Genomic DNA, 26,988 nt, shown 5'->3' with positions numbered 1-26,988 from the left:
TATCGGCCGCATGTCTAGCCTTACACGAGTGCGCCCAGACGGAACTTGGCCAATACGTGCGTGCGGAGCCCCGATACGGCGAGGACAAAAGAATCCTGACGCTGATTCGTCTGTCGCCCCGCCCCTTATGGCCCCTACCGACAGCGCACCCTTTTCGGGCGCTACGACAGTGCCGTTCCCCGTCTTCCGAAGGAGAATTCCGGCGTGGATGTTGAGCCCATCGCACTGGTTGGGATCGGGTGCGCTCTCCCCGGTCATGTGAACGGGCTGGATGACCTGAACACAGTGCTGAGGGAAGGGCGGGACTGCGTCGAGGAGATCCCGTCGAGTCGCTGGGACGTGGACGAGTTCTACGACCCCGACCCCCTGGCCCCGGGCAAGACCTACATCCGGCACGGCGGATTCGTGGACGACGTCGACCGTTTCGACGCGGCTTTCTTCGGGATCTCGGACGCCGAAGCGGTCCGCATGGACCCGCAACACCGGCTGCTCCTGCAGAGCGTGTGGCACGCGCTCGAACACGCCGGACAGGACCCCGCCGAACTGAGGGGCACCGACACCGGCGTCTTCCTGGCGCTGATGAACAGCAACAACTACTCGTTCCTCAAGCACGCGATCGAAGGGCTGAAGGGCGTCACGGCTTACGACGCGATGAGCGATGCGAACAGCATCAGCGCCGGCCGTATCGCCCACTTCCTCGATCTGAAAGGGCCGTGTTTCGCGGTCGACACCGCCTGTTCCGGATCGCTGGTCGCCCTGCACCTGGCCCGGCAGTCCATCCTGGCCGGCGAGTGCGACACGGCCATCGTCGGCGGCGTCAATCTGATCCTCAACCCCGATGTCCATGTCGCCTTCTGCAAACTGGGGCTGTTCTCACCCAGCGGGCAGTGCCGGGCGTTCGACGCCAAGGCGGACGGCTATGTCCGCAGCGAGGGCTGCGTGGCCGTGCTGCTGCGCCGCCAGTCCCTTGCGGAGGAACGGGGCGACCCCATCCTGGCCAGCATCGTCGGCACCGCGATCAACCACGACGGACACACGCCCGCGCTGACCGCCCCCAACGGCCGCACCCAGGAGCGGGTCATGCACACCGCGCTCGCCCGCAGCGGTGTCGACCCCGCCCAGGTCGACTACGTCGAGGCGCACGGCACCGGAACGCCGGTCGGCGACCCCATCGAGATGGGCGCCATCGCCCGTGCCTACGGTCGCTCCCGCACCGCGGACCGGCCGCTGTACGTCGGCTCGGTGAAGAGCAACTTCGGCCACACCGAGGCCGCGGCCGGACTCCTCGGCGTCGCCAAGGCCGCCCTCTCGCTGTCCCGCGAGACCATCTACCCCAGCCTCCATCTCGACCGGCTGAACCCCAAGATCGACCTTGACGGCACACAGGTGGAGATCCCCACCGAGTCCGTGCCGTGGCCCAGGACGGACGTGCCGCGCCTGGCCGCCGTCAACTCCTTCGGCTACAGCGGCACCAACGCCCACGCGATCCTCCGGGAGGCCCCGCAGCCGCAGCATCCGACCGGCACCGCGAAGCCGCGCCCGGCCGAACTGCTGGTGCTGTCCGCCAAGTCCCCCGCGAGCCTGGACGGTCTGGCCGAGCACTGGGCGGAGTATCTGTCCCGAACCGACCGGGAGACCCTGCCGGCGGCCGTCTTCACCGCCGCCGCCGGACGCGCCACACACCGCCACCGCCTCGCGGTGACCGGGCGGGGCGGCATCGAGCTCGCCAACGACCTCCGGCTGTGGCGGACCCGCCGGACCTCTCCCTCGGTCACCAGCGGGCACCCCGCGAAACCCGCCAAGACCGCGTTCGTCTTCACCGGCCAGGGCGCGCAGTACCCCGGCATGGCCCGCGAGCTGTACGACAGCGAACCGGCCTTCGCCGCCGCCCTCGACCGGTGCGGCGAAGTGCTGGACTCGGAACTGCCCGTGCCACTGCGGCAGTTGCTCTTCGAGAACAAGGCTCCGGGGTCGCTCGACGACACCCGCCTGGCCCAGCCGGCGCTGTTCGCCGTCGAGTACGCGCTCGCCACCCTGCTGCGCTCCTGGGGAGTCGTCCCGGACGCGGTGGTCGGGCACAGCATCGGCGAGATCGTCGCATCCTGCGTCGCCGGCATGCTCCCCCTGGAGGACGCCGCCCGCTTCAGCGCGGTGCGCGGCCGGCTCATGGGCGAACTGCCGTGCGACGGAGTGATGCTGGCCGTCGGCGCCGACCCGGAGACCGTGCAGGGCTGGCTGTCGGGGCGGGAGGCGGACGTCGCGGTCGCCGCCGTCAACGGGCCGCGCGCCGTGGTCGTCTCCGGGCGGACGGAGGCCGTGGACGAGGTGGCCCGGCTCGCCGAGGCGGCGGGCAGCCGTACCACCCGCCTGCGGACCTCGCACGCCTTCCACTCGCCGCTGATGGAGCCGGTCCTGGCCGAGCTGGGCAAAGCCGCCGCCGGGTTGCGTACGAGCGTCCCGGCCGTCCCGGTGTTCTCCAATGTGACGGGTGAGGCGCTGACCGGCGCGGAGGGACCGGAGTACTGGAGCCAGCAGGTGCGCCGGCCGGTCCGGTTCCACGACGGGATGCGTGCGGCGGCCGCGCTGGGCTGCACCGTGGTCGTCGAGCTCGGCCCGCACCCCGCCCTGGGGACGTACATCCCGCAGGCGTTCGGCGACACCGGCGTCACGGTGATCCCGACCCTGCGGCGCGACGGGCGGGACACCCGCAACCTCCTCGCCACCGCGGGCGCCCTGTACACGGCGGGCGCCGTGATCGACCTTCCCGCGCTCTACCAGAGCCCCCGCCACCGCCGTACCTCCACCGCCCCCCGCTACCCGTTCCGCAAGGACCGGTACTGGCTGAAGCCTGCGCCGGACACCGGCCATCGTGAGGCGGCCGAGACGGTACTGCCACGGCAGACACCGCCCGGCGCGCCCGCACCCGCGGTCGTACCGAAGCAGACCGTCCGTCGGCACGAGGTGCAGGCCGGGACGCCGTGGGCGGACCACCGCATCCTCGGGTCGACCGTCTTCCCGGCCACCGGCTATCTGGAACTCGCCGTGGACGCCTACGCCTCGGCCGACGGCCACGCCGCCGCGCCGGTCGAGCTGACCGACGTCGACTTCCTGCGCCCGCTGGTGCTGGCCCCCGCGAAGCCCAGCACCGTCCGGGTGGACCTGGAGGGCGACGGCCCCTTCCGCTTCACGGTGGCCGACGGCACCGGGGACGGCCGGTCCCGCTACTGCCAGGGGAAGGTCGGCCCCGCCGTACGGCAGAACGGCTCGGGGACACCTCCGGAACACCTGCGCGCGGAGATGCCCACGACCCTGCCGCCCGGGCGGCTCTACGGGCTGCTGCGGGAGGACGGGATGGAGTACGGGGCGAGCTTCTCCACCGTCCGCGAGCTGTGGCTGGACGAGGCAGGCGGGCAGGCGCTCGGCCGGATCACGGCCGCTCCCGACGGGGCGTCCCGGGTGAGCCATGCCCACCGGTTCGCCACCATGCTCGACGGCTGTCTGCACCTCACCGCCGCGGCAGCGCGGGAGGGCGCGGCCAGGGGCGCCTTCGTTCCGGTGGGCGTCGGCCGGATGGCGCTGCACGGTGAGTTGCCCGACCAGATCTGGGGCCACGTCCAGCTACGGCCGGACGCCAACGGGGCCGCGTTCACAGCCCGGTTGCGGGTCCTGGACGACACCGGGAACCTTCTGGCGGACCTCGACGACATCGCGTTCCGCCGTGTCGCCTCGCTGACCGGCGGCTCGGCGGTGCCGGCCGCACCGGCCGGCGGCGGAGCCCGGGAGAGCGGCGACTCACGGCAGGAACTACGCGAACGTGTCGAGTCCCTCCCGGCCGAAGAGCGCCGACAGGTGATCATCGGCTGGCTCACCGACGAGATCGTCGACACCCTCGGGCGGATGTCGACCGAGCTGGAGATCGACCTGCACGATCTCGACCCGTCTCTGGCCCTGCTGGAGATCGGTCTCGACTCACTGAGCATCACCGAACTCCAGCGCCGCATTCAGGAGAAGCTCGACTTCCGCTTCAAGGCGATGGAAGCGCTGGAGTACCAGAGCATCGAGGAACTGGCGGAGTACCTCCTCCAGCGCGTGATCCTGGCCGACCCGGCCGCCACCGCCCGCCAGGGCTCCTGACCGCCTCCTTGCTGCCCATCCCACCCAGAGGGGAAGTGCCGGCCACCGTGTTGACACCCGCATATGTCAACAGCTATCTCGACAGCCACCTCGCCGAACGCCAGGTCAACAAGATCCAGCACGGCTTCCCGTCCCCGCGGTACTGGAACGAGTTGTCCGTGCCCCTGGACGAGATCGGCGAGGACCGCCTGCGCCTGCGCGCCACGGGAGACCAGTCCCACGTGTTCCTCTACGTCGGCGTCCCGTACTGCCTGCCGACGGACCCCGGAAAGTGCGGCTACTGCCTGTTCCCCGTCGAGGAGTTCAAGGGCAACCCCGCGCTGGAGGACTACTACGGCTACGTGGAACGCGAAGCCGAGATGTACCGCGAGCAGATGGAAGGGTCCGTCCTCGCCGGAGCCTACTTCGGCGGGGGCACCTCCAACCTGTACCGGGCCCCCGTCTACCACCGGCTGATGGACATGGTGCGCCGCCTCTTCCCCGAGATCGCGGACGGGGCGGACCTCACCCTGGAGGGCATCCCGCAGCTCTTCTCCCGGGAGAAGATGCAGGCCATCCGGGACTCCGGGATGAACCGGATCAGCATGGGCGTCCAGCAGGTCAACGAACGCCTCAACAGCTTCAGCGGCCGCAAACAGACGACCAAGCACGTCATCCAGAGCCTTGAGTGGGCCCGTGAACTCGGCCTCGCCGCCAACGTCGACCTCATCTTCGGCTGGCCCCAGCAGACCGTAGACACCATGCTGGAGGACCTTGAGACCCTGGTCTCCTGGGACGTCTACGACATCACCCACTACGAGCTGAACGTCGGTGGGCCCACCGACTTCGCGCTCAACCGCTTCCACGAACTGCCCAGCACGCTGGCCAACCTGGAGATGTACCGGGCGGGCCGCGACTTCCTGCTCGACCACGGCTACCAGCAGTTGTCGACGTACAACTTCCGCCGCCCCGGCGACCCCGTGGCCAAGGACTTCCGCGAGGGCTACCTGCCGCGCTTCGAGCACATGGACACCCTCGGGCTCGGCTACGCGGCGATCACCTTCTTCGGCAACCCCGCGCTCGCTCCCGGCCGTTCCTGGTCGTTCATCAACCAGCGCAACCTGGCCAAGTACAAGGAGGCCGTGGACAACGGCCGGTTCCCGGTCGAGCGTGGCTTCAGGCACACCCCCGACGACTGGCTGCTCATGGTCCTCTTCCGCAGCCTCATCAGCACGGAGATCGACCGGGTCCAGTACCGTGCGGCCTTCGGCCTCGACGTGTACGAGAAGTTCGCCACCGTCTGGGACGCGCTGGCCGAGCGGAGCTACGCGGAGATCACGGCGGAGCGGATCAAACTGACCGGTGACGGCGCCTTCTACGCCCCCATGATCTCCGCACTGCTCGCCGAGGAACGCTACCGCGAGCTGCGCGAGGAGGCCGCACGGCGCAAGAAGGAGTCCCGCCGGCCCGTCGACGTGACGCTGGGGGCGAGCGGTGACTGACCTCCCGCTCGCGGGCCGCGGCTGCGTGGTCACCGGCGGCTCGCGGGGCATCGGCGCCGCCGTCGTCCGGATGGCGGTGGCGCAGGGCGCCGACGTCGTCCTCGGCTACCACAGCGGTGAGAAACAGGCTCGCGCCCTCGCCGACGACCTGAGTGCCGCCCACCCGGGGCGGCGTTGCATCCCGCTGTACGCCGACGTCTCGGACACCGAGGCGGCTGCCCGGTTCGCCGCCTCGGCCCTGGACCACCTGGACCGGTTCGACGTCCTCGTCAACAACGCGGGCATCACACGCGACACCCTCTTCGCCCGGATGACCCCGGAGCAGTGGCACCAGGTCATCGACACCAACCTCAACAGCATGTACACCGTCACCCGGCCGCTGCTGATGCCCCTGGTGAAACAGCGCAGCGGCGCGATCGTCAACATCACCTCCTCCGCCGGGCTGCACGGCACCCCCGGCCAGACGGCCTACTCCGCCGCCAAGGCCGGGATCGTCGGCTTCACCAAGGCGCTGTCCAAGGAGATCGCCGCCCGGGGCGTCACCGTCAACGCCGTCGCCCCCGGCCTCATCGACACCGACATGACGGCGGCCATACCGGAAGACAGGGCCGAGTTCCTCAAGTCCCTGATTCCGGGGCAGGAGTTCGGCTCCCCGGAGGATGTGGCGTGCCTGGTGTGCTTCCTGGCCTCCGACCAGGCCCGGTACATCACCGGGCAGACCATCGAGATCTCCGGCGGACTGGTCGTATGACAGCCGCTCAGCCGAGGCTCACCCGTACCAGCCCCTCCTGGGCGAGGGTGGCGACCAGCAGCCCGCCGCGTGTGAAGACCCGGCCGAGGACCAGGCCCCGGCCCCCGGAAGCCACCGGGGTCTCGTGGTCGCACAGCAGCCAGTCGTCCGCGCGGAAGGGATGATGGATCCACACGGTGTAGTCGAGGCTCCGGGCGGTGGCGTGGAACCACGACACACCGTGCCGGACCGCCACCGTCTCCAGCATGGTCACATCGCACATATACACCAACAGACAGGCGTGCAGCAGCGGTTGGCCGTCCGCCGCCTCGCCCTTGACCCGCACCCACACGCGCGTCCGGGAGGAGGCCAGTGCCGGATCCTTCTCGGCGTCGAAGCTCAACGGCCCGACGAAGCGCGTCTCGTACGGCGTCCCGAGCGGGGCGACCGCTTCGCCGAACACCTCGGTCAGCCGTTCCTCGTAGGCAGGCAGGCCCTCCGGGTCCGGAACGTCCGGCATCGCGTCCTGGTGGGCCAGGCCCGGCTCGGGGCGGTGGAAAGAGGCGGTCAGGGCGAAGACCTCGCGGCCGCGCTGGGCCGTGGAGACCCGCCGGGTGGCGAACGAGGCGCTGGTCCTCACCCGCTCCACGCGGTGGTCGAAGGGGGAGGTCGGCAGCCCGGGCCGTACGAAGGAGCAGTGCACGGAGTGCACGGGCAGCTCGCCGGTCACCGTACGGCCGGCGGCGGCCAGCGCCTGAGCGGCCAACAGCCCTCCGTACACCGGGGAGGACTGCTCCAGAGGCGGGCGCCCCAGGAAGTGCTCCCCGTCGTCCCGGCCGGGCTCGGGGCCGACATCGAGGAGGTCCAGCAGTTCCGCCAATGCGCGTTCCTGGTGCATGGACCTCGCTTCGCCTCGGTGTCGGTGCTCGATCGAGCCAGTATCACCAGCTCAGACCCCGTCCATCAATCGAACGGGCAGACGGCGAGCGGCAGTTCAGGACACCGCCGACGCTCTGCCAGGAGAACTTCAGGAAGGCACTGTCATGCTGGACCACGTCAGCGCGGCACTGTACCGGCGGCGCTTCGCCGTGCTGTGGGTCAGCGCGGTGTCCCTCGTCCTCGCCTGGATCGGCGGTCTGGGCGTGGAACACAGGCTGGTCCACGGCGGTTTCTCCGACCCCGGCGCGCAGTCGGCGCGTGCTGAACGCCTGGTGGCCGAGCACTTCCCGGCCGCCGGCGGGGACCTGGTGCTGCTGCTCGGCGGCACGCCCTCCGTCGACTCACCGGAGATGACCTCCCTGGGCACGGCCCTGACCCGGCGCGCGGGGCAGATCAAGGGCGTGCGGGCGGCCACCTCGTACTGGACGGCGGGGCACGCGCCCGCGCTGCGCTCCCGTGACGCCTCCATCGGGCTCATCACGCTCTCCCTGAGCGGCGACGAGGACGACCGCGCGAAGACCGCCGACCGCGTCGTACCGGACATCCGACGGCACGCCCAGGGGCTGACGGTCCTGGCGGCCGGGCCCGCTCAGGTGCAGTCGGAGGTCGGCAAGCGGACCGCGCACGACCTGTTGCTCGCCGAGGTGATCGCCGCGCCGATCACCCTGGTCCTGCTCCTGCTGATCTTCGGCGGCGCGGTGGCCGCCACCCTGCCGCTGGTCATCGCGCTGCTGTCGGTCCTGGTGAGCCGGGCCGTGCTCAACGCGCTGGCGGGCGCCGTGCCGATCTCGGTGTACTCGATGAACTCCACCACCTCGCTCGGCCTCGGACTCGCCATCGACTACAGCCTGTTCGTCCTCGCCCGCTTCCGGGAGGAGCTGCGCACCGGCGCCACGGTCCGGGACGCGCTCGGCCCCACGGTGAGCCGGGCCGGACGGGCGGTCGCGTTCTCCGCGCTCACCGTGGCCCTGTCCCTCATGGCCCTGCTCGTCTTCCCCCAGTTCTTCCTGCGGTCCTTCGCCTACGGCGGCATCGCCGTGGTCCTCTCCGCGGCGGCGGGGGCGGTCTTCGTGCTGCCCGCACTGCTGGCCGTCGCGGGCCATCTCGTCGACCGCTACGACGTCTTCGCCCGGCTGCGCGGCCCGGCGGTGGCCCCCGGAAACGGCCGCTGGTACCGGTTCGCCACGGTGGTGATGCGGCGTCCGGTGCTCTACGGCAGCGGCGTGGTCGTGCTGCTGGCCCTCCTCGCGTCCCCGTTCACCCGGGTCGCCTCGGGCCTGTTCGACGACCGCTCGCTGCCCGCGTCTTCGCAGGTGCACCGCGCCACGCAATTGCTGCGCGACCGGTTCGACGCGGACGCGCTGGGCACCGTCCCCGTGGTGGTGCAGGGTGCGCAGACTGTGGAGCCGTACGCCCGCGCCCTCTCCAGGGTGCCCGACGTCCGCCGGGTGACCGCCTCTTCGCGGGACGGCGACACCACCCTCCTCTCCGTGGTCACCACAGCCGAGCAGGACTCACCCGCAGGCACCCGGCTCGTCCGCCGGCTGCGTGAGGTGTCCCCACCGGCCGGGGCCACCGTGTCGGTGGGCGGACGGGCCGCCGAGGTCCAGGACAGCACAGCGGCTATCGCCCGGGCCGCACCGGCCGCGATCGGCATCGTGGTGGGCTCTTCCCTGGTGCTGCTCTTCCTGTTCACCGGGAGCGTCCTGATGCCGGTGAAGGCACTGGCGCTCAACACGCTCAGCCTCAGCGCCACGTTCGGGGCGATGGTGTACGTGTTCCAGGAGGGACACCTGTCGTTCCTCGTGGGCAGCCCGCCGCACACCGGCACACTGGACGCCACCATCCCGATCCTGACCTTCTGCGTGGCCTTCGGGCTCTCCATGGACTACGAGGTCTTCCTGCTCGCCCGCATCCGCGAGCGCTACCTGCTCACCGGCGACAACACGGAGTCCGTCGCCTTCGGCCTCCAGCACACCGGCCGCATCATCACGGCCGCGGCCGTCCTCGTCGCCGCAGTGCTGTTCGTCTTCTCCGTCTCCGGGGTGACCATGCTGAAACTCCTCGGCGTCAGCCTGGCACTGGCGGTGGTGCTGGACGCGACGCTCGTGAGGGCCGTACTCGTACCGTCGTTCATGAAGCTGGCCGGCCGCGCCAACTGGTGGGCCCCCGCACCCCTGCGCCGCCTCCACGACCGCATCGGGCTGCGCGAGGACGCCGAGAGCCCGAGCACTCCGCCGCAACGCCTGCCTGCGCCTGTGGGCTCGGCGAAGCGATCCCGTTCACGGGCGCGGCCCGGGCGGCGGCCGCGTATCGGTAGGACGTGAAGAGAAGGCCGTATGGCAAGGAAGCGGGGTTGGGGAACATCCGTGTCAGATCGTGTGCTGAGCCTTCGTCGGCCCTGGTGGGAGCCTGACGGTGCGTCGGTTGCCGGACCGGTCTGAAGTCGTTCCTCTGATAACACCCCAACATCCGCGGTAGCTTGATCCGTCACCTGCGGTGACGCTCTCCCGGCCGTACGCGAAGCGGCCCTGTTATCTGCGGCAAGGGGGAAGCGGTGCCCACCGTCGTACAGCTGTCGACCGGGAAGGCATTGACCGTCCGCGCGGTGGCGGACGTGTTTCTCGACTCGCTTGGTAACCCGAACACGGTCCGGAACTATGGGATCGGGGTAGGCAAAACCACCGAACGGCTCGGCAAGGCCCGGCCACTGGCGTCGGTTGCGACGACGAGGCCGGCGAGGCCCTCGAACTGCTCTGGGGCAGCGCGGCGGTCAACACCTCCCGCCGGGCGGGGGTGCTGTCCTGGATCGGTTGGTGCCGTGAGCGAGGCTACGAGGGACCGATGGTCCCGGCCTGGGCGAAGCGGCTGGCTGTACCGGATGTCAGCCTCCGAAGTCGGCTGCACGGATGACTGGAGTCGCCTGCACCTACTGAGACGAATCGTCAGTCGCCCCTGCCGCCAGCGCGACGGCGCGGGAGGATCACGAGCGTCTCGCGTGCGCCCCGGCGCCGCTCCGTCAGCCGGTCAAGAAGGGGAGCGCCGACCTGTCCAGGACGGGCGAGGCCCAGCGTGTAGGACCGTCGACACCGCCAAACCGGCCGAGGATGCGGGGGTCCGGTAGCGATCGCTCCGACCCCTTCCCTCCATTCATGACACTTCGTCAAACTACATTCATGACCGAGGCGGTATCGATTACCCGTGCGCGGTTGATCCTGGGCGACCTCGCCCGCCGGGTCGCCACCACCCGTGAGCCCATCGTCCTGACCGACCACGGCCGGGCCATCGCCACCATCATGCCCATGCCCCCAGGGTGCGCCGACGACCCCGGCGGCAGACCCGAGGAAGCGGCCGGAACGGGGCCGGCCGGATGAGCAGCCCACAACGGCGCATCGCCGACCAGTACCGTCTGGTACGCGAGCTGGCCGGAGGCGGCTTCGGCCGCATCTGGCAGGCCCACGACGAACATCTGGACGTCGATGTGGCGGTCAAGGAGGTGTGGTTCCCTCCCGCCATCGACCCGGCCGAGCACTCCCGGCGGCTCGAATACGCCGCGCGGGAGGCCCGCAACGCCGCGAAGTTGCGCAGTCATCCGCACATCGTGCCGGTCTACAGCGTCGTCATCGAGGACGACCGGCCGTGGATCGTGATGGAGCTGGTCCGCGGCGGTTCGCTGGCAGACCGGCTGGCGCAGGGCTCGCTGCCGCCGAAGGATGTGGCCGATGTCGCCGAGGCGATGCTGAAAGCGCTGAACGCGGCCCACAAGGCCAGAGTGGTCCACAGGGACGTGAAACCGGCGAACATCATGCTTGCCGACGACGGTCGGATACTCCTGACCGACTTCGGTATCGCCGCCCACCAGGACGACACCCGCCTCACCACCGTCGGCAACGTCATCGGGACGCCGGAATACCTCGCCCCCGAGCGCATCAACGGCGCGGAGGCCGGGCCCGCGAGTGACTTGTTCGCCCTCGGCGTCACGCTCTACCGCGCAGCCGAGGGTAAATCCCCGTTCCGGCGTGAAACGGACACCGCAACCCTGGGCGCGGTGGCGACGCAGCAGCCGCCGCCGATGAAGAAGGCCGACGGCCTCGAATCGCTGGTCTTCGGCCTACTGGACAAGGACCCCGATAGGCGTCTGACGGCCGAGGCCGCGCTGGAGAGGCTGCGCGGTTGGCGGACGGGCCAGAAGCCCCCGGACGACGGCCCGTTCGAGGCGGTCTGGACGGGCAAAGAACCCCTGGACGCCTATGCCGAGAAGCTCCCCAATCCTCGGTCTTCGCAGACGTATGCGGGATGGTTCGGAACAAGGAAGTTTGCAGTGCCTGAGGTGAGATCGGGCTGGGTCTTGCATGTCGGCCCGAAATACATCATGACCACCGACTCCACAGTGCGCCGTGAATTCACTTGGGACCGGATCTTGTACATCTCCATCAGGGAGTTCCGGAACTGGGGTCCCTACCAGTTCACCGTGCTCTACCTGACGTTCATGCCGGGCTCCGAGCCTTCCTTGCTGAAGCCGGCGGGATGGCCCTATCCGAAGGCGCCTCTCTCCGAAAGCGTCCCAGGAGTCCCGGTCTGCGTCCTGGGCCCGATGACGCCGGAGCAGCGGGCTGAGCTGTCGGAGGCCCTCGGCAGATACGGCGGCAGGCGCTGGAAGCCCTTCGCACGTGTTGCCAATGAGTTCATCACAAGGATTCGTGGATGGAGACGGTGAGTGTGGCCTGGAGGCTCGCCGTCGGCGGTCGAGTAGGAACCATGCGGAGTTCCAAGTGCGATGCCGTCAGCGAGTCCTGTTCGGTGTCTCGTCGGCACTCGCGACCGTGAGGCAGCGGTGCAGGGAGGTCTTGGGGACACCGGTCCAGAGGGCCCTGTCGGCGGCCGCCGGCCGGAGCGCATCCAGTACCTCGTGATCACCTCCGAGAGCGGTCGGCCAGAGGACGGCGTCCGCACCATCGTCGAGTTCAATCTCGACGATGAAGGGCACCGCTTCATAGGGACAGCGACGAAGGCCCTACGTGACCACGGCGGATTGCACGGTCGGCTGGAACGGGCCCGCAACTCGCGAAGCGAACCGCCCACATGGCCCTTGGCGCAAGCCAGATGCGGTGCCTACAGGCACGGTGTCTCGCAGCCTTCCGGCTGCGAGACACGCGCCCAGGCCGTCACTCGTCTTCGGGGGCGTTCTTGTCGCGCAGGGGCCGCAGACCGCCCGGCAGGTCAGGAAGCTGGAAGGAATACCGGCCGAGCATGTTGATGTGGCGGCGGACGAACGGGGAGAGGCGAGCAACGTCCTCGTCGTGGACGTCGAAGCCGTCCGCGCGCAGCTGGTTCACGGCGGCGTCCATGTACCGGGTGTTGAACAGGACGAGGGCGTTCAGGACGTACCCCCGTGCGCCGATCTGGTCTTCCATGCCGTCCTGGTAGCGCTGGTAGAGCTGTCCGTGCCTGCCGTGGAAGATCTTCCGGGCGAGGGAGTGGCGGCCCTCCTGGAGGTTGGCCTGGCTCTTGATCTGGCGGCGGTAGCCGGGCTCGTCGGCGAGGCGCAGGATGTGCAGCGTCTTGGAGATCCGCCCGTAGCGGGCGATCGCGTCGCCGAGTGGGGTGGGACGCCCGTCAGGGGACAGCATGCGAATCACGTCGTATGCGCGGAGGGCGCCGGTGTGGATGGAGCCGATGATCCGCAGGATGTCCTCCCAGTGGCGTTCGATCCTGGCGAGGTCGATCCGGCCGCGGGCCGCGACCTGGAAGGCGCCATGGTCGGCGGCCCGGTCGATGCGCCACATCTTCTGGTCCGGCAGGTCCGCGAGCTGCGGCGCGTACGCGAACCCGGCCAAGGTGAGCAGCCCGAAGACAATGTCGCTGTTTATGTGGACAGTTCAAGTTGATCTTCCTTCGGTGTGTCGCTCGGATCGTTGGCGGTGCCGGCGTCGGCCAGCGAAGCCATCCGCATAGAGTGAGATCTTCGATGGAGTGGCAGGGGTGGCGACTGTGGAAATCACCGTCCAGTGGATACGAACGTCCTGGACGAAGCAGTCCCGGGGAGGAGAGGCTGCCGCCCGTAGGAACGCAGCTCCGGTCGGCTTCGCTGTCCCTGCTGTGCCGCACCAGTTTGCGCACGTGGTCCGCATGCATGAGCGATACGGCTTCGAGCCCCGTGGCGGCCAGGAAGACCTGCGCAAGGTCGACGTCATGCTGCGCGAAGCCGACCGTCGGTTGCGGGTCCAGCCCCGAGTGGAGTCGTTGTTCGGCATACCGCCTCGGCCGCGCAGGCCCCCCGCTGTCCACCTCGTCCCCGGCCAGTGGGTCCGCTGGCAGCTCAACTACCGTTTCAGCAGTGCATCAGGTATGCAGGACTGGTCGTACTGGATGGACACCTTCAACGTCGCTTACGGCCCGGTGGCCGTCGATGTGTTCTTGTCGGAGCCCACTGTGTATGTGGACGAGCGAGGACCGCTCCGGTAGCTCCGCCACGGGTTGATCACGCACTGGAGCCGTCCTCCTCTGCTTCAGCGCCGGCGACGCACCGAAGTACCCGCAGAAGGTGCCGCCATCGACCCGCGAAGGCTGCGCCGTACGATCAGACCAAGTCAAAGCGCCAATCGAGGCCGCGAGGGCTTAGCACACGATCTGACATGGATGTTCCTCAAGGCCGGGCAGGTAGAGCTGCCTATCAATAACTCGCCTCCATGATCTCCGGTTTGGGGACACACCGCACCCCCGCCTCTGCGCAGAGCCGAAAGAGTGGTTGCAGGCGGTGGGAGTGCTCTGGGACTTTCCTGGGACTTCCGACCGCGTCAACGGGCATGACCGTGAAACAACCGAAAGCTCATTTGCGCAGATCACGGGGCCACCTGGTCTCGTCCGCGACATCTGAACGCCCTGCGAAAACATGCCGCCACTCCCCTGCTGACCTGTATGAATGCGGGTCAGCAGGGGACGTGGCGGCGCCTCTGGGACTCTTCGTTTCCTGGACAGGGTCAAACTGCACACCTCTCCGATGACGCATCGAGTGGAGTCTGTAGCGATCGAGAGTCTTCGGTCCCGGCTCGAAGTCCCCGCCGCGGCGACGGCATCGGCCATAAGCACGCATCCGTGTTGTCGTACGCGTCCATGGCCCCGGCTCCAGAACCGTGACGGTCGAACACGCTGGGACACGCACACGTCATCCGGAGGCGCCTGGATCACCGAAGTGCCCGTAGGAGTCACGACAGCCGCGCTGCGCCTCCCGCACGGCTGACCGACGCCCTGGCTCGCCCGACACCCGCGCCGCGAATCTCGTGGGTGGCGAGGCCCTGCGGCCAGGGCGGCAGGGCGCCGCGGTACCCCTGCTCGTGAGCGCGAGTGCGCCACGCGGTCAGGAACGTATCGGACGTGATCATGTTCCACGTACTTCGCGCCCACTTCTGGCGCGCGGCGAGAACGGCCGAGAGGGGGCGTCGCGCGGCGGTTCAGTCCGCCTGCAGCGCGATCATGGGTGACGTCGTCGCCGTGCGGGAGGCCGGCAGGACGGAGGCTGCCAGTGCGAGGACCAGCGCGACCGCGACCGTGAGGGTGAGCTGGCCGTAGGGGATCGTGGGAATGCTGAGGTCGGGCAGCGCACCGAGGAGCAGGGTGCCGTAGAGCGCGCCCAGGGCGGTGCCCGGGACAGCCGCGTACAGGCCCAGCAGCCCGGCCTCCCAGGCCAGTACGGAGCGCAGCCGCGAACCGCGCATGCCCACAGCGCGCAGTACGCCGTTCTCACGGGCGCGTTCCATGACGGACAGGGTCAGTGTGACCGCGACGCCGACGAGCGAGACCGCAACGGTGATGCCGACCAGGCCCAGAGCCGTGATCCGTAGGTCGCCGATCGACTGCCGGGTGGTGATGCGGTCCTCGCCCGTGTAGGTGAGGTGCAGCGCGGGGTCGAGCGGCAGGACCCGGTCCAGGGGGCCGCGCAGGGACGCCGGGTCAGCACGGTCGGTGGCCTTGATGTACAGGGACCGTACGGGCGCGTGGGGAGCCAGCTTCGCGAAGTCCTGCGGGAGGAGGGCGATGTCACCGAGGGCGGGGTTGTTCGCGGGATGGATCCGGGCCGCCTGGGCGCTGATCGTCTTGCCGTCGGCCGTGCGCACGGAGATCCACTCGCCGGCCCGGACGCCGAGAGCCGCCGCCGTGGTCGTGGACAGGCTGGCCTGTCCGGGCCGCAGCGTTCCCCGGTCAGGGCCGGGGACGGTGCCGGTGAGCAGTTCGGGCACCGCGCTCGGGTCGATGCCGTGGATCTCGTAGTCGCGGTAGCGGCCCCTGGGCGCGGCGGCCGAGCCGTCGGCAAGGGTGACGGGCACCACGGCGCCGGTCTCGGGCAGCGCCCGGACGTCTCTCACCACATCCGCTGTGAGAGCCGACTTCCCCGTCCGCGGAACGTCGATCACCACATCGGCCGGGTCACGGGCCGCCAGCCGCCGGTCCATGCCGTTCTGCACGGAGACCAGCGTCACGAGCACCGCGGCGACCATGCCGATGCCCAGCATCAGGACCACCGCACAGGCCGCGCTGCGGCGTCCGGCGCGACCGAGGTTGCGCAGCGCCAGCGCGCCGTCCAGCCCGGCCACCGCCCGTACGGGCCGGTGCGCGGCGCGCACCGTGGTGCGCAGCAGCGTGGGCCCGAGGGCGAGGAAGCACCCGAACAGGGCGATTCCCGAGGCGACGGAGCCGATGGCCGCCGCGCCGGAGTCCGTGCCGCCGCCGAACTCGGCCGCCGTGCCGAGCAGCAGCGCAGCGGCCAGGCAGAGCACCCCGGTCAGCGTGCGCACCCGGCCGGTCCGGTCCGGAGCGTTGCGGGTCGCCGCGCTGGACAGCGCGGTCACCGGCGGAATGCGTGCCGCCGCCCAGGCCGCCGGTGTGGCTGCGCCGACGGCGGCCAGCACCGAGACGAGCACACAGCCGAACAGGGTCGGCACCGGCAGCTGCGGGCCCGGCAGACCGCTGAGTGCGGTGACAGCGGCGGCGCAGCCGACGGCCGCACCGACCCCGAGCACTCCGGCGACCAGCCCGGCGAGCGCCGCCTCCGTCAGCACGGACCGCATCACCTGCGCCGGGCGGGCGCCGATGCAGCGCAGGAGAGCCAGCCGCTTCTGGTCGCGGGCGAGCAGCACCCGGAACGTCGTGGAGACGATCACGGTTCCGGCCAGCAGCGCCACCACGACGAAGGCGGTGAGCAGCGTGGACAGTGCGCCGAGAGAGCCCCGCTCGCTCCCCTTCGCGCGTATCTCGGCCCCGGTCCAGGTGGTGAAGCCCGCGCCCAACTCCTTGCCTGCCATGGCCTTGACCTCGGCGGCGGGGCGGTCGTCGGCGCGCAGCAGCGCCTGCTGCCAGCCTTTGGTGCCCAGCCATGTGCGGGCGTTCGAGGGGGTGGTGAACACCCCGGTCGCCAGGGCCTGGGGCGCCTGCACGACGGCCGTGATCGTCACGGTTCGCGGTGCGCGGTGCCGGGTCGCGGAGGTGAGCCAGGATTCCTGCGGCACCAGGGTGATCCGGCTGCCGACGCCCAGCCCCCGGCCCTCGCTCATCGCCTCGGTCACCGCTACTTCTCCGGGCCGCTCGGGCAGGGTGCCGTGCACTGGGCGGACGATGGCCTGCGGCCCTGTCAGCGCCGTACCGATCAGCGGGTACGGGTCACGGCCGGCGCCTTCGACGAGTGCCTCGCCCCTGGCGACCGGCTGGGCCTCGGTCACCCCCGGAAGGCCGGTCAGCCGCGCCAGCCGTGCGTCGTCCAGCAGGTGCTCGCCGTCAGCGCCGACGACCACGCTCGTGCCCGCCGCCACGGTCGACAGGGTGTCCCCCAACTGCCGCTTCAGCGTGGCGGTGAAGACTGTGGAAGCGGCGAGGAAGAAGGCCGTCACGATCAGTGTGCAGCCGATGAGAAGCAGCCTGGACGGCCGCTGCCCGATCCTGCGCACGGTCGCCGAGACCAGTCCCGATGCCGGTGTCATCGTCGCCATCGTCATCGACCCCTCAGCTTCTGCAGGGCATTGAGGACGGTCTCGGGCGTGGGACCGTCGAGGCTGCCGCCGACCCGGCCGTCGAGCAGCAGCACGACCCGGTCGGCGTAGGCGGCGGCGGTCGGGTCATGGGTCACCATGACGACGGTCTGGCCGAACTCGCGTGTGGAGTAACGCAGGAACTCCAGTACGTCGCGGCCCGACGCGGCGTCCAGACTGCCGGTGGGCTCGTCGGCGAAGACCACGGCCGGCCGGGCCGCCAACGCCCTTGCGATTCCGATGCGCTGCTGCTGGCCGCCCGACAACTCCGAGGGCTTTCGCTCCAGTTGGTCGCCGATCCGCAGTGCGCCCACGACCGTGTCCAGCCAGTCGCGGTCGGGACGGCGGCCCGCGATCTCCAACGGCAGCAGGATGTTCTCCGAGCCGTTCAGCTCCGGCAGCAGGTGGTACTGCTGGAAGACGAAGCCGACACGATCGCGGCGCAGGTCCGTACGTTGCCGTTCGGACAGTGCGGTGATCTCGGTGTTCTCGATGGTGATCGTCCCGGAGGTCGGCCGGTCGAGGCCGGCCAGGCAGTGCATCAGGGTGGACTTCCCGGAGCCGGAGGGTCCCATGATCGCCATGAATCGGCCCTGGGCGATCCCCAGATCGACCCCCCGCAGAGCATGCACCGTCGCTGTCGCGCCGCTGCCGGCCGCCCCGGGTCCGTACACCTTGGTGACACCGGCGGCGCGGATCGTCGTAGGAGTGAGCAGGTTCGCGGTCATCGGATCAGTTCTGCACGCTGACGTTGCACGACAGCTTGCCCTTGGCGTCGGGCTTCTTCTCGTCCTTCAGTTTGCCGTCGACATAGATGCGGCAGACGGTGCCGGGGGCGGCGTCGGTGACCGAGACGCTGTTGAAGCCGTAGCCGACGTTCTGTGTCCTGGTCCAGGGCAGCTGCTTCCCGGTGTCGTGCTTCGGCTGGGTCTCACCGGAGAAGTTGTAGTCGACGTTGACGCTCCCCGTTCCGGTCACCTCCAGCTTGACGTCCCAGCTGTCGCCGAACAGGCCGCAGCCGGTGAGCGACAGGACTGCCACGGCCGAAGCACCCGCCAGCAGGGCGGACGTGACGTAGGCACGAGACGTGCGGGATTTCATGGCGTTGGCCTGCACTACAACTCCTTGTGTTGCACCGTCGTCGGGTGTGCCCCAGTCTGGATCGCGGCCCACGGGTCCCGGTGCCGTCGAAAGACGGCATTCGGCAGAGTCGCATCGGCCGAAAGTACGTATGCGGCCGGTTCATGCCCGGTCGGGGGCGCTCCGCAGACGGCACGAGGCTGTGTCCATGTGCGGCTCCTCCAACTGAGGGGTACCGTCTCCGGGCCGAACGGCCGTCTATCCTTCGCGCCATGTTCCCACTGCGCCCCCGCTCCGCCCCGGGGTCCCTCGCCATGGCCGGTCCCTGCGCTCTGCTCCTGCTCCTGGACGGGGCAGTGGTCAGCCGCAGTGGCCTCGGCGCGGCGGTCCTCGCGAGCGGCGCCGTGGTGTCGGGCCTGGCCGCCGGGACGCTGTACGCGTACCGGGCCGGACGGGAATGGCCGGCCGCGGCACTGGCCGCCACCGCCGCGGCCGTCTCGCTGCTGACGACCTCGCTGGTGGAACGTACGGTGCTGCAGCGCACCCCCGGCTGGGCCGAACTCCTCGGACTGCTGGTGCTGTTGTGTCTGACCTGCCGGTACGGACGGCGGTTGCCGCTCGTCCTGACGGCGGCGGGGCTGTTCGTGGCGGTGGTGCGCATGCAGGGCCGGGCTCCGGCGCTGACGGACCTGCCCGTGCTCGACCGGATCGACGGGCTGTTCACGCTGCTGCCGATCGGCTTCGCACTGCTGGGCGGCTATCTGCGGGCGGAGGACGGCAGACGCCGGGCCGCCACCGAGCGGGTGCGCCAGTCCGAACGCCTCGATCTCGCTCGCGACCTGCACGACCACGTGGCCCACTACGTCACTGCCATGGTCGTCCAGGCCCAGGCCGGAGAGCACACCGTGGAGCGCGATCCGGGTACGGCGCGGGAGCTGTTCGCGAACATCGAGAGGACCGGCCAGGACGGGCTGGTGGCGATGAGCCGTATGGTCCGGCTGCTGCGGGACACCGGTGACGCGGGGGCGGCACCGGTCGCACCCGCCATGACGACGGTCGAGGCGCTGGTGCACCGCTTCTCCAGCCCCGGGCAGCACGCCTGGCTGAACGTGGCCGACGGAGTGGACAGCTCCACCTGGTCGCCGCAACTTGCCAAATCCGTCGAGCGATTGGTGCAGGAAGGTCTGACCAACATCCGCAAACACGCCCGCACGGCCACCACCGTGCATGTCCTGCTGGCCACCGAGGGGGACCGGCTGGTCGTCCGTGTGCGCGACGACGCGGCCCGGCCACAGCGCGGCCGGATGCGGTTCGGTCCGAGCGGCTTCGGCCTGGTCGGCCTCACCGAGCGGGTGGCCGAACTGGGCGGTGAGCTCACCAGCGGGCCGATGCCCGAGGGCGGCTGGGAACTGGCGGCTTCCCTGCCCATGCGGTGACGGACTCCGCCACCAGGACCCATTCGCGTCCGGCACTCCATGGACACCGGCTACCGCAGCAGCGGTCCGTTCATCCTTCATGGCGTGGCCGCGCCCGTGCCCGCCCGGAGGTCAGGCCGGTCAGGCCGGTCAGGCCGGTCAGGCCGGTCAGGCCGGTCAGGCCGGTCAGGCCGGTCAGGTCCAGGATCGCCGGCCCACAGCCGACGAGGCGGTGTCCGCACGGCCCGGCATCCGGTTCGGGGCTGATCGACCACCCGCTCCTCCCTCCGCGGGATGGCCTGGAGGGTGACGGAGCCGGAGGCGTTCGCCCAGCTCAAGCGGGCCTTGCGGTGGCGCTGAGCGCCGAGGCCCGCTTCGCCCTCACCGGCCTGTGCGGGCTCTGTCCCGACGACGCTGTCGCCAACGCCGTGCGGACCGCGAGGACCCTGACCGGGGCCGCCCTGCGCTGAGCTCAACTCAACAGGCAGAATTCGACAGAGACCTACCCCGTGAAGCGACGGAGTGAAGAAGCGCCGTGAGTGTCTCAGTGGTGATCGCCGACGACCAGGAGATGGTGCGGACGGGCTTCCGTCTCATCCTGGAGAGCCAGCCCGACATCCGAGTGGTCGGGGAAGCCGCCGACGGCGTGCAGGCCGTCGAAGCCGTACGCCGGCTGCGGCCGGACGTGTGCCTGATGGACATACGTATGCCGAAGCTCGACGGCCTGGAGGCGACGAAACTGGTGCGCCAGGACTCCGGAGGCGCGACATCCGGGACGAAGGTCGTCGTCGTCACCACCTTCGACCTCGACGAGTACGTCTACGGCGCGCTGCGGGCCGGCGCCAGCGGCTTCGTGGTCAAGAACTCCGGCCCCCGGCTGCTGACCGAGGCCGTGTACGCCGCCGTCAACGGCGACTCCCTCATCTCTCCCTCCGTCACGGTACGGTTGCTCGCACATCTCGGCAGTTCGTCCCCCGCCGACGCCAGGGCCGCGGCCGCGAGGCGGCTGACCCCGCAGGAGCTGAAGGTGGTGACGCTGGTCGCCCGTGGCCGCACCAACAACGAGATAGCCGAACAGTTGACGCTCGCCCTCAGCACCGTCAAGAGCCACCTCAGCCGCATCCAGGACAAACTCCAGGCCCGCAATCGCGTGGAGATCGCGGCGTGGGCCTGGGAACACGGGATCGTGGGCTGAGACCGGGCCGACGGGCGCGCTACAAGGCCGGGCAGGGCAGGCACGCCAGCAAGGCGGTGATCAGTAATCGCATCACCGACTGCTCGCGGGCCATGGGCGCGTATGACGGGGTCCGCGCCGACATCATCTTCGGTGAACGCTTCAACAAGACGCAGTGGGCCGCCGACTTCAACCACGGCCTCAGTAGCTCGCCCAGCACCGCACCGATGTTCAAGCCGAAGAACGTCGAATTCCTCGGCCCGGCCGGGGATGTGGATTCGAGGGCTATCGACCTGTACACGTACGCATCGAGCAAGGAGCACATTGCCGAAGCGAACCTCAAGGCCACGCAAGACAACGTCAAGCTCTGCGCAGCCGGACAGCACGACGTGGAGAACATGGTCAGGATGTGGGGCCAGAGCCGCGGCGACGACATCAACAGCGACTGGACGAAGCAATACGGCCACGTCGGTCAGCAGGACTACAACTACGGCCGTGACCGGGCGCTCGACGTTCTCCGAGCCGACCGGTGACGCCGAAGGGTGACACCGCCCGAACGGGAAGAACACGATGAAGATCTTTACAAGCCGCAGGCAGCGCCTGATCGGCTGGTCCGTGGGCGGCATCCTGCTGACGCTGTACATCGTGGCGCAGACGCTCTACAGCACCGGCGTCTACGCGTCCTGGCGGGATCAGCGGTCCCTGGACTCCGCATGCGACGGCACCCTGGCTCAGGGCGGCCTCGGCGACGCGCTGAATTCCTCGCATGCGCGTGCCAGAGCCGCCGACGACTCGGAGTACCTGGCGGCCTGCCTGATCAACAGGCCCGACACAGATCGGCATGGCGGCGCCCTCCGGCTCATGCTCCGCTGGAGCGATCAGTCGGCCACGTCCGAGGCCGTCGCGCCGTTCAGCAGGAACGCCAACGGACTCCAGGGACGGGCGGCGCCGCTCGGCAACGGCTGGCCGGGCTACGTCCGGTACGACGGGTCAGCGCAAGTCGTGGTCGCCCTTGACTGTCAGAACAGCAAGAACAGGGCTCTCGTGGCATACGGCGACCTCATCCAGTGGCCGGACGATGCCAAGACGACGGAACCCGTGCTCACCGGGCTGGGCAGAGTGACGACGGAAACCGCACGGAAGGCGGCTGCCAAGTACGGGTGCCAGGCGCAGGGCGGCGGGCAGCTGACCCACGTCTCGCTCCCGTCCCCGAACGGGAAGACAGCCCCTCAGCAACTTGCACAGGCCCAGGGCTCCTGCGTCGCGCTGCGAGGACTCGCCGGCCAGGCGTCCGGCGCCGGGACGCCCGACTTCGTCGAGTACCCCGCGGACGCACACACGCCACAGGTCAACTGCTACCTGTTCACACCCGCAGGGAAGCCGGGTTACGGGCTGTACGCGTACTACGGTGTCGTCGCCAAGGACTTTGAGTCGGTCAATTTGACCAACCGCAGTGACGACTACGCCCTGGCAACCGCCAGGTGCCCCCAGTCGGATCAGGAGGCGGTATTTGCGCTCTACCACCTCTATGACCGGGACACCGACAGCTACCCCGTCCGCCATTACTCGGGGTCGTTCGCCAAATCCGCATTGAAGGCATTCGCCGAGCACGAGGCAGAGCAGCGCGGCTGTACCGAGGTGAGGATGATGTCCCGATCATGAGGCGTTGCCAGGCCCACCGGTGGTTGATCTGAGGCTACTCCCCCGAGTTCTCGGCTGCGCTCGGACAGGGGGACCTCCGCCGTGCGCTGCGAGCGCTGCCGTCTCCGGTGCGACGATGCGCCGGTGAGCACAGCGGACAGGGCCACAAGCAGGCGCAGGGGGCCGATGTCCGGCCCGGAACCGTGGCCTCATCCGGCACCGTCTGGCGAGTGGTCGTGCTGGGACGTGTGGTTCGCCGTGGCGTGCGTGGTGGACTGCGGCGGCGGCTGGGAGGCCTTCGATGTTCGCCTGACGCGGGAGCGGTCGGGTGGGGTGATGCCAGGCGCATGGAAGGCTCCCGCATCTGATCCACCGCGTCGGGCGGCGGAAGCGTGTCCGGCGGCAGTGACCACTTTCGGGTACGCCGGCGCGGAGCCGGCCAGTTCCCGGGGGCAGACCAGAGCGGAGCCTTCGCGAGACAGGCCCAACTCGCCGACTGATCCGCTAGATTGGCGGTCGGTTGGGACGAGAGGCAACTTGGGGGCGGGCGCTATGAGTCGGTGGCATGGGCTGCCCCGGGTTCTGCGTACTCCCACCGCGCGGATCTGCATATCCGTACTCATAGGTGCTGTGGCCGGGCTGGTTGTCTTCGGGGTCACCAGGCTGTCCGGACGAAATCTGTTCGTGGTCACCGGCGCTTTCGCCGGCGCGGTCAGTGTGCTGGCCTTTCAGGTGTACGGGCGTGCCGCCAGGCTCACCGAGGTACGTGTCACTGTGCCGCAGCTCAGTGAGTTGACCTTCGTGGTCAACAATGAGGCCAGGCAGGTGGCTTGGCGCCTGTTCGTCGAGACCGTCACGCGGGTGTCGACCCAGCCGCTGGCCGATGACGAGGGGCTGCTCCGGGAAGCCCTCACCTCGCTGTATGGCCTGTTCGGCACGGCCCGGGAGGCATTGAAGTCCGCACGTCCCTCGGTGCAGGTCACGGGCGAGCAGACGGTGGAGTATCTCGCCATCACCATGCTCAACCGTGAGCTGAGGCCGTTCCTCTCCACCTGGCACCCCCGGCTGAAGTCATTCGAGGAGGACCATCCCAACCGGCCCGAATCGGAGTGGTCGGGGGGCGCGGCCTGCCGGGCGGAACTACGCGTCGTGCAGGCCAATCTGCGGGGCTACGCGCTCGGTTTCGCACGACTGGCAGGTGTCAAGAATGCCTCGGTGTTGGTGGACGGTGCGACGCAGGGAGAGTGACCCGTGCGGGTGAGAATGTCCGAGGCGGACAGGCGTTACGACGCCTTCATTTCGTACAGCACCTCCCCGGACGCGCCCCTCGCAATCGCCGTCCAACGCGCCCTGCATCATCTGGCACGACCCTGGTATCGCATGCGGGCGTTACGTGTCTTCCGTGATCAGACCAGTCTGGCGGCCGGCCCGGATCTTAGGCTGAGTATCGCCGAAGCGATCAAAAGCAGCGAGCATTTCATCCTGCTGGCCTCGCCGGAGTCGGCGGCCTCGCCTTGGGTACAGCATGAGGTCGAGGTGTGGCGTGACTGTCACCAGGATCGACCCACGACCTTCTTGATCGCCGTCACGGCCGGGGAGATCCACTGGGACCGAGCTGCCGGTGGGTTCGACTGGGGCCGTACCACCGCGCTTCCCGCCGAGCAACTGCGCGGTTGGTTTCAGGGCGAACCGTTATGGGTCGACCTCTCCTGGGCGCGCGACGAGGACCAACTCTCGTTGCGCCACCCACGGTTTCGTGACGCCGTGGGTTCCTTGGCCGCCGCTGTCCACGGCAGGCCCAAAGACGAACTCGACGGTGAGGACATCCGTCAGCATCGACGCGCGACCTGGTTGCGTCGTGCGGCTGCCGCGATTCTGGTGATGGCCACCGCTGTGGCCTTTCAGCAGCGAGAGGAAGCGGTGGGCCAGCGGCAGACCGCGGAGCGCCAGCGTCAGACGGCAGTCGAGCAGCGTCATGTGGCAGACGAGCAGCGGCGTGTGGCGGACCAGCAAAGGGTGTTGGCGACCGGTCGAGCGCTTCAGGCCGAGGCGGAGACACTCCGTAACACGCAGCCACAGACATCCCTCCGGATGAGCCTCGCGGCGCTCCGGGTGAATCCCACTCCGGAGGCGCGCAAGGGACTGATCAGCACCTTGATGCAGACGCGTTTCGCCGGCGGTTCGGACGGCTCGGGTGATCGACCCGGCACCGAGGTGAAGGCGGCCTTCAGCCGTGACCGCCGTACCCTGGCCACCGTCGAAGAGGGATCCGGGGACACCGTGACGCTTTGGGACGTCTCGGATCCGGCGCAAAGGAGTCGCCTGGGTACCCTGCGGGATCCTTCGGAAAGCGTCGAGGGGCTCGACTTCGGCTCGGACGGCCGCATCTTGGCCACGGTCGGTTCACACGGCACGACGCTGTGGGACATCGGCAACCGTGCTCGTCCCAGGCAACTGGCCTCCCTGACCGGTAAGGGCACGACCAGCGGCGTCGCCTTCAGCGCGGACGGTCATCTCCTCGCCACGGTGGGCCAGCCTCCGGTGAACGTTGCACACAGCGACGACGGTGCCTTGGCACTCTGGGACGTCCAGGACCCGGCGCGCCCTCGGCGACTGAGCATGCACACCGGGGTGTACGACAGCTCCACGGTGATCTTCAGCCCGGACGGGCACAGCCTTGCGACATCGACGGACCGCATGGAGGGACCGTCGGAGCCGATCACCGCTCACCCGATCCTCACGCACATTCCCGGCACCACGCTGTGGGACATCAGCGACCGGACCCGACCGCAGCCGATGCGTCGGCTGGACCATGTGCGCGGAGCGATGTCCTTCAGCCCCGACAGCCATGTGTTGGCGACCGCGTACGACCAGACCCTGATTCTCTGGGATGTCACCCGCCCCGGTGAGGCGAGGCAGCTCAGTGTGGCCACGGGGCATTCGGATCGCATCAACGCGATGCGTTTCAGCCCTGACGGGAGTACCTTGGCCACCGTCAGCGACGACCATTCGGCGGTGCTGTGGAGACCTACCGACGGCAAGCTTGAGAAGTCGGTGAGCCTGCCGGGGCAGGACGATTTGCTGGCCCTCGCGTTCTCGGAGGACGGCCGTACGGTCGTCACCGCCGACGCTTCGGACGCCGTCACCCGCTGGCGCCTCAAGGCCCCCGCCCAGCCACACGTTTTGGCCACGTTGAAGGGCCACAACGGCAAAGCCATGGCGGCCGCCTTCGGCCCGGACGGCCGGGACGTAGTGACGACGGCCTACGACGGCACCATCATCCTCTGGGACCGCGCCGACACCGCCGACCCGCACCAGAGGGCGAAGTGGACGGTCAACTATCCGGTTGCCGATGCGGCGATCAGCCTCAGCGGCCGACTGCTCGCCGCCATCAGCAACGACGGCACCATCCGCATCTGGGACATCAGCGGCCACGGTGATCCTCGGCTGTGGAAGACCATGACCTCCTCGACCCCGACCACCTCGCCGGGCCAGTACTCGATCCTGTTCAGCCGCCGCTTCGGCGAGACGCTCGTCGCCGCCGGCGGCGACCTTTGGGCCGACCAGGGTGGCTGGGCCGGAGTATGGAACGTGGACGACCCGGCAAACCCGCGGTTGCTCTCCGGGTTCACCCGTACCAGCACCACGGAGCCGGTCGCGCTCAGCCCGGACGGGAGGATCCTCGCTCTCCCCGGGCCGTCCCTGTGGGACATCGGCCATCCGGCCAAGCCGGTGGAACTCGCGCCGCGCTTGGCGGACGCGGACCATTATTCGATTGCCGGCGAAGTGGCATTCAGCAGAGACGGAAAGACGCTTGCGACGGCTGACAGCGACACCCTCGACAACGACGCAGTGGCGTTGTGGGACATGAGTTCTCCGGCCCACCCCAGAGAACTGATCCGTCTCAATGGGACACGGCGCGTCAACAGGGTGGCATTCCATCCGCGTGTGGGCCTTCTGGCCATCGCGGGTGCCGACGGGACGACACGTCTCTGGGATGTCGCCGATCCCAAGCTGTCCGTTCCGGTGACGGCCCTGCAGACCGATCCGAGCGCCGTGAACAGCGTTTCCTTCAGCCCCGATGGGCAACTCATGGCGACCGCCTCCGGCGAGGTTGCCACGGTGTGGGCACTCGGCGAACTGCCGTCCGTCGTGGCCGACCCCGTCGGTATGGCCTGCAAGCTCGTGGGGCAGGGGTTCAGCCACCAGGAGTGGCAGCACTATGCGCCGGGTTTGCCTTACCAGCGGCTGTGCCCCGCGGGCGCCTGAGTCAGCCGTTGCCCACACTGTTCCCCAGTCTCCCGAGGATCGTGCGGGCCTGGGCCGGTGTGGCGCAGGGTTGTTGGAAGCCGAGTTGGAGAGGGAAGGAGGGAGC

General features: G+C 69.4%; 18 protein-coding genes and 2 pseudogenes. 14 read left to right on the top strand and 6 right to left on the bottom strand.

Translation table 11 applies throughout. The features are described from left to right. Positions 1–204: 204 nt before the first annotated feature. From BIV25_RS33825 to BIV25_RS33815, 3 genes are read left to right on the top strand one after another with little or no spacing between them, the layout of a single operon-like run. Positions 205–4,134, top strand: coding sequence for a type I polyketide synthase (locus BIV25_RS33825; RefSeq protein ID WP_079177048.1), 3,930 nt, complete (start codon positions 205–207; stop codon positions 4,132–4,134). 47 nt (positions 4,135–4,181) lie between these two features. After that, entirely contained in the window at positions 4,182–5,615 is a 1,434-nt protein-coding gene (locus tag BIV25_RS33820) for a coproporphyrinogen-III oxidase family protein (protein ID WP_071376315.1), read from the top strand. After that, the gene (locus tag BIV25_RS33815) at positions 5,608–6,366 is read left to right on the top strand and encodes an SDR family NAD(P)-dependent oxidoreductase (RefSeq protein WP_071376314.1); all 759 of its coding nucleotides are present in this window, start codon (positions 5,608–5,610) and stop codon (positions 6,364–6,366) included. The genes BIV25_RS33820 and BIV25_RS33815 overlap by 8 nt, the downstream gene beginning before the upstream one ends. Before the next feature lie 7 nt (positions 6,367–6,373). On the opposite strand, the gene BIV25_RS33810 is transcribed toward BIV25_RS33815, so the two are convergent. Continuing rightward, on the bottom strand, positions 6,374–7,243 hold the full coding sequence (locus BIV25_RS33810; protein ID WP_071376313.1) for an acyl-CoA thioesterase II: 870 nt from the start codon (positions 7,241–7,243) through the stop codon (positions 6,374–6,376). A gap of 145 nt (positions 7,244–7,388) precedes the next feature. On the opposite strand from BIV25_RS33810, the gene BIV25_RS33805 reads away from it, so the two are divergent. The 4 genes and pseudogenes from BIV25_RS33805 to BIV25_RS33795 all read left to right on the top strand — a co-directional run bounded on the left by BIV25_RS33805 (position 7,389) and on the right by BIV25_RS33795 (position 12,001). Further along, entirely contained in the window at positions 7,389–9,611 is a 2,223-nt protein-coding gene (locus BIV25_RS33805; protein ID WP_071376312.1) for an MMPL family transporter, read from the top strand. Positions 9,612–9,841: 230 nt separating this feature from the next. Beyond that, positions 9,842–10,185: pseudogene (locus BIV25_RS53445) on the top strand (site-specific integrase); the annotation flags it as partial. 275 nt (positions 10,186–10,460) lie between these two features. After that, positions 10,461–10,658, top strand: coding sequence for a type II toxin-antitoxin system Phd/YefM family antitoxin (locus tag BIV25_RS33800; protein WP_071376311.1), 198 nt, complete (start codon positions 10,461–10,463; stop codon positions 10,656–10,658). Continuing rightward, positions 10,655–12,001, top strand: coding sequence for a serine/threonine-protein kinase (locus BIV25_RS33795; protein WP_071376310.1), 1,347 nt, complete (start codon positions 10,655–10,657; stop codon positions 11,999–12,001). The genes BIV25_RS33800 and BIV25_RS33795 overlap by 4 nt, the downstream gene beginning before the upstream one ends. A gap of 66 nt (positions 12,002–12,067) precedes the next feature. On the opposite strand, the gene BIV25_RS33790 is transcribed toward BIV25_RS33795, so the two are convergent. Then, the gene (locus tag BIV25_RS33790; protein ID WP_071376309.1) at positions 12,068–12,271 is read right to left on the bottom strand and encodes a hypothetical protein; all 204 of its coding nucleotides are present in this window, start codon (positions 12,269–12,271) and stop codon (positions 12,068–12,070) included. A gap of 178 nt (positions 12,272–12,449) precedes the next feature. Continuing rightward, positions 12,450–13,148, bottom strand: a pseudogene (locus tag BIV25_RS33785) (Tn3 family transposase); the annotation flags it as partial. A gap of 127 nt (positions 13,149–13,275) precedes the next feature. Between BIV25_RS33785 and BIV25_RS33780 the strand changes: the two are divergent. Further along, entirely contained in the window at positions 13,276–13,749 is a 474-nt protein-coding gene (locus tag BIV25_RS33780) for a hypothetical protein (protein WP_071376373.1), read from the top strand. Positions 13,750–14,735: 986 nt separating this feature from the next. On the opposite strand, the gene BIV25_RS33775 is transcribed toward BIV25_RS33780, so the two are convergent. From BIV25_RS33775 to BIV25_RS33765, 3 genes are read right to left on the bottom strand one after another with little or no spacing between them, the layout of a single operon-like run. Beyond that, entirely contained in the window at positions 14,736–17,255 is a 2,520-nt protein-coding gene (locus tag BIV25_RS33775; protein WP_177235506.1) for an FtsX-like permease family protein, read from the bottom strand. An 11-nt stretch (positions 17,256–17,266) separates the two neighbouring features. Next, on the bottom strand, positions 17,267–18,031 hold the full coding sequence (locus BIV25_RS33770; RefSeq protein ID WP_071376306.1) for an ABC transporter ATP-binding protein: 765 nt from the start codon (positions 18,029–18,031) through the stop codon (positions 17,267–17,269). A 4-nt stretch (positions 18,032–18,035) separates the two neighbouring features. Continuing rightward, positions 18,036–18,419 carry an MmpS family transport accessory protein gene (locus BIV25_RS33765; RefSeq protein WP_071376305.1) on the bottom strand — a complete coding sequence of 128 codons (384 nt, stop codon included), beginning with the start codon at positions 18,417–18,419 and terminating at the stop codon, positions 18,036–18,038. A 236-nt stretch (positions 18,420–18,655) separates the two neighbouring features. Here BIV25_RS33765 and BIV25_RS33760 point away from each other — a divergent pair, with 236 nt between their 5' ends. From BIV25_RS33760 to BIV25_RS33735, 6 genes are all read left to right on the top strand, one after another. Then, a complete protein-coding gene (locus BIV25_RS33760) occupies positions 18,656–19,819 on the top strand; it encodes a sensor histidine kinase (RefSeq protein WP_071376304.1) in 1,164 nt (387 codons plus the stop codon). A 550-nt stretch (positions 19,820–20,369) separates the two neighbouring features. After that, complete coding sequence (locus BIV25_RS33755; protein WP_079177057.1) at positions 20,370–20,993, top strand: response regulator transcription factor; 624 nt, start codon at positions 20,370–20,372, stop codon at positions 20,991–20,993. Continuing rightward, on the top strand, positions 20,963–21,505 hold the full coding sequence (locus BIV25_RS33750) for a hypothetical protein (protein ID WP_143076737.1): 543 nt from the start codon (positions 20,963–20,965) through the stop codon (positions 21,503–21,505). The genes BIV25_RS33755 and BIV25_RS33750 overlap by 31 nt, the downstream gene beginning before the upstream one ends. An 82-nt stretch (positions 21,506–21,587) precedes the next feature. Next, positions 21,588–22,634 (top strand): hypothetical protein, encoded by a 1,047-nt coding sequence (locus tag BIV25_RS33745; protein ID WP_143076736.1) that lies wholly within the window; start codon positions 21,588–21,590, stop codon positions 22,632–22,634. 609 nt (positions 22,635–23,243) lie between these two features. Next, positions 23,244–23,861, top strand: coding sequence for a hypothetical protein (locus BIV25_RS33740; RefSeq protein WP_107486456.1), 618 nt, complete (start codon positions 23,244–23,246; stop codon positions 23,859–23,861). 15 nt (positions 23,862–23,876) lie between these two features. Then, positions 23,877–26,882: a TIR domain-containing protein gene (locus BIV25_RS33735; protein WP_071376300.1), complete on the top strand. Its 3,006-nt coding sequence runs from the start codon at positions 23,877–23,879 to the stop codon at positions 26,880–26,882. The last annotated feature ends 106 nt before the right edge of the window (positions 26,883–26,988 follow it).

The sequence above is a fragment of the Streptomyces sp. MUSC 14 genome (assembly GCF_001866675.1).
Taxonomy (GTDB): Bacteria; Actinomycetota; Actinomycetes; order Streptomycetales; family Streptomycetaceae; genus Streptomyces.
This window is presented reverse-complemented; position numbering and strand designations above follow the sequence as displayed.

Coding starts and splice junctions, on each gene's coding strand:
- BIV25_RS33735 (WP_071376300.1), top strand. CDS start 23,877: ATGTCCGAGGCGGACAGGCGTTACGACGCCTTCATTTCGTACAGCACC.
- BIV25_RS33770 (WP_071376306.1), bottom strand. CDS start 18,031: ATGACCGCGAACCTGCTCACTCCTACGACGATCCGCGCCGCCGGTGTC.
- BIV25_RS33805 (WP_071376312.1), top strand. CDS start 7,389: ATGCTGGACCACGTCAGCGCGGCACTGTACCGGCGGCGCTTCGCCGTG.
- BIV25_RS33810 (WP_071376313.1), bottom strand. CDS start 7,243: ATGCACCAGGAACGCGCATTGGCGGAACTGCTGGACCTCCTCGATGTC.
- BIV25_RS33795 (WP_071376310.1), top strand. CDS start 10,655: ATGAGCAGCCCACAACGGCGCATCGCCGACCAGTACCGTCTGGTACGC.
- BIV25_RS33760 (WP_071376304.1), top strand. CDS start 18,656: ATGTTCCCACTGCGCCCCCGCTCCGCCCCGGGGTCCCTCGCCATGGCC.
- BIV25_RS33755 (WP_079177057.1), top strand. CDS start 20,370: ATGGTGCGGACGGGCTTCCGTCTCATCCTGGAGAGCCAGCCCGACATC.
- BIV25_RS33775 (WP_177235506.1), bottom strand. CDS start 17,255: ATGACACCGGCATCGGGACTGGTCTCGGCGACCGTGCGCAGGATCGGG.
- BIV25_RS33800 (WP_071376311.1), top strand. CDS start 10,461: ATGACCGAGGCGGTATCGATTACCCGTGCGCGGTTGATCCTGGGCGAC.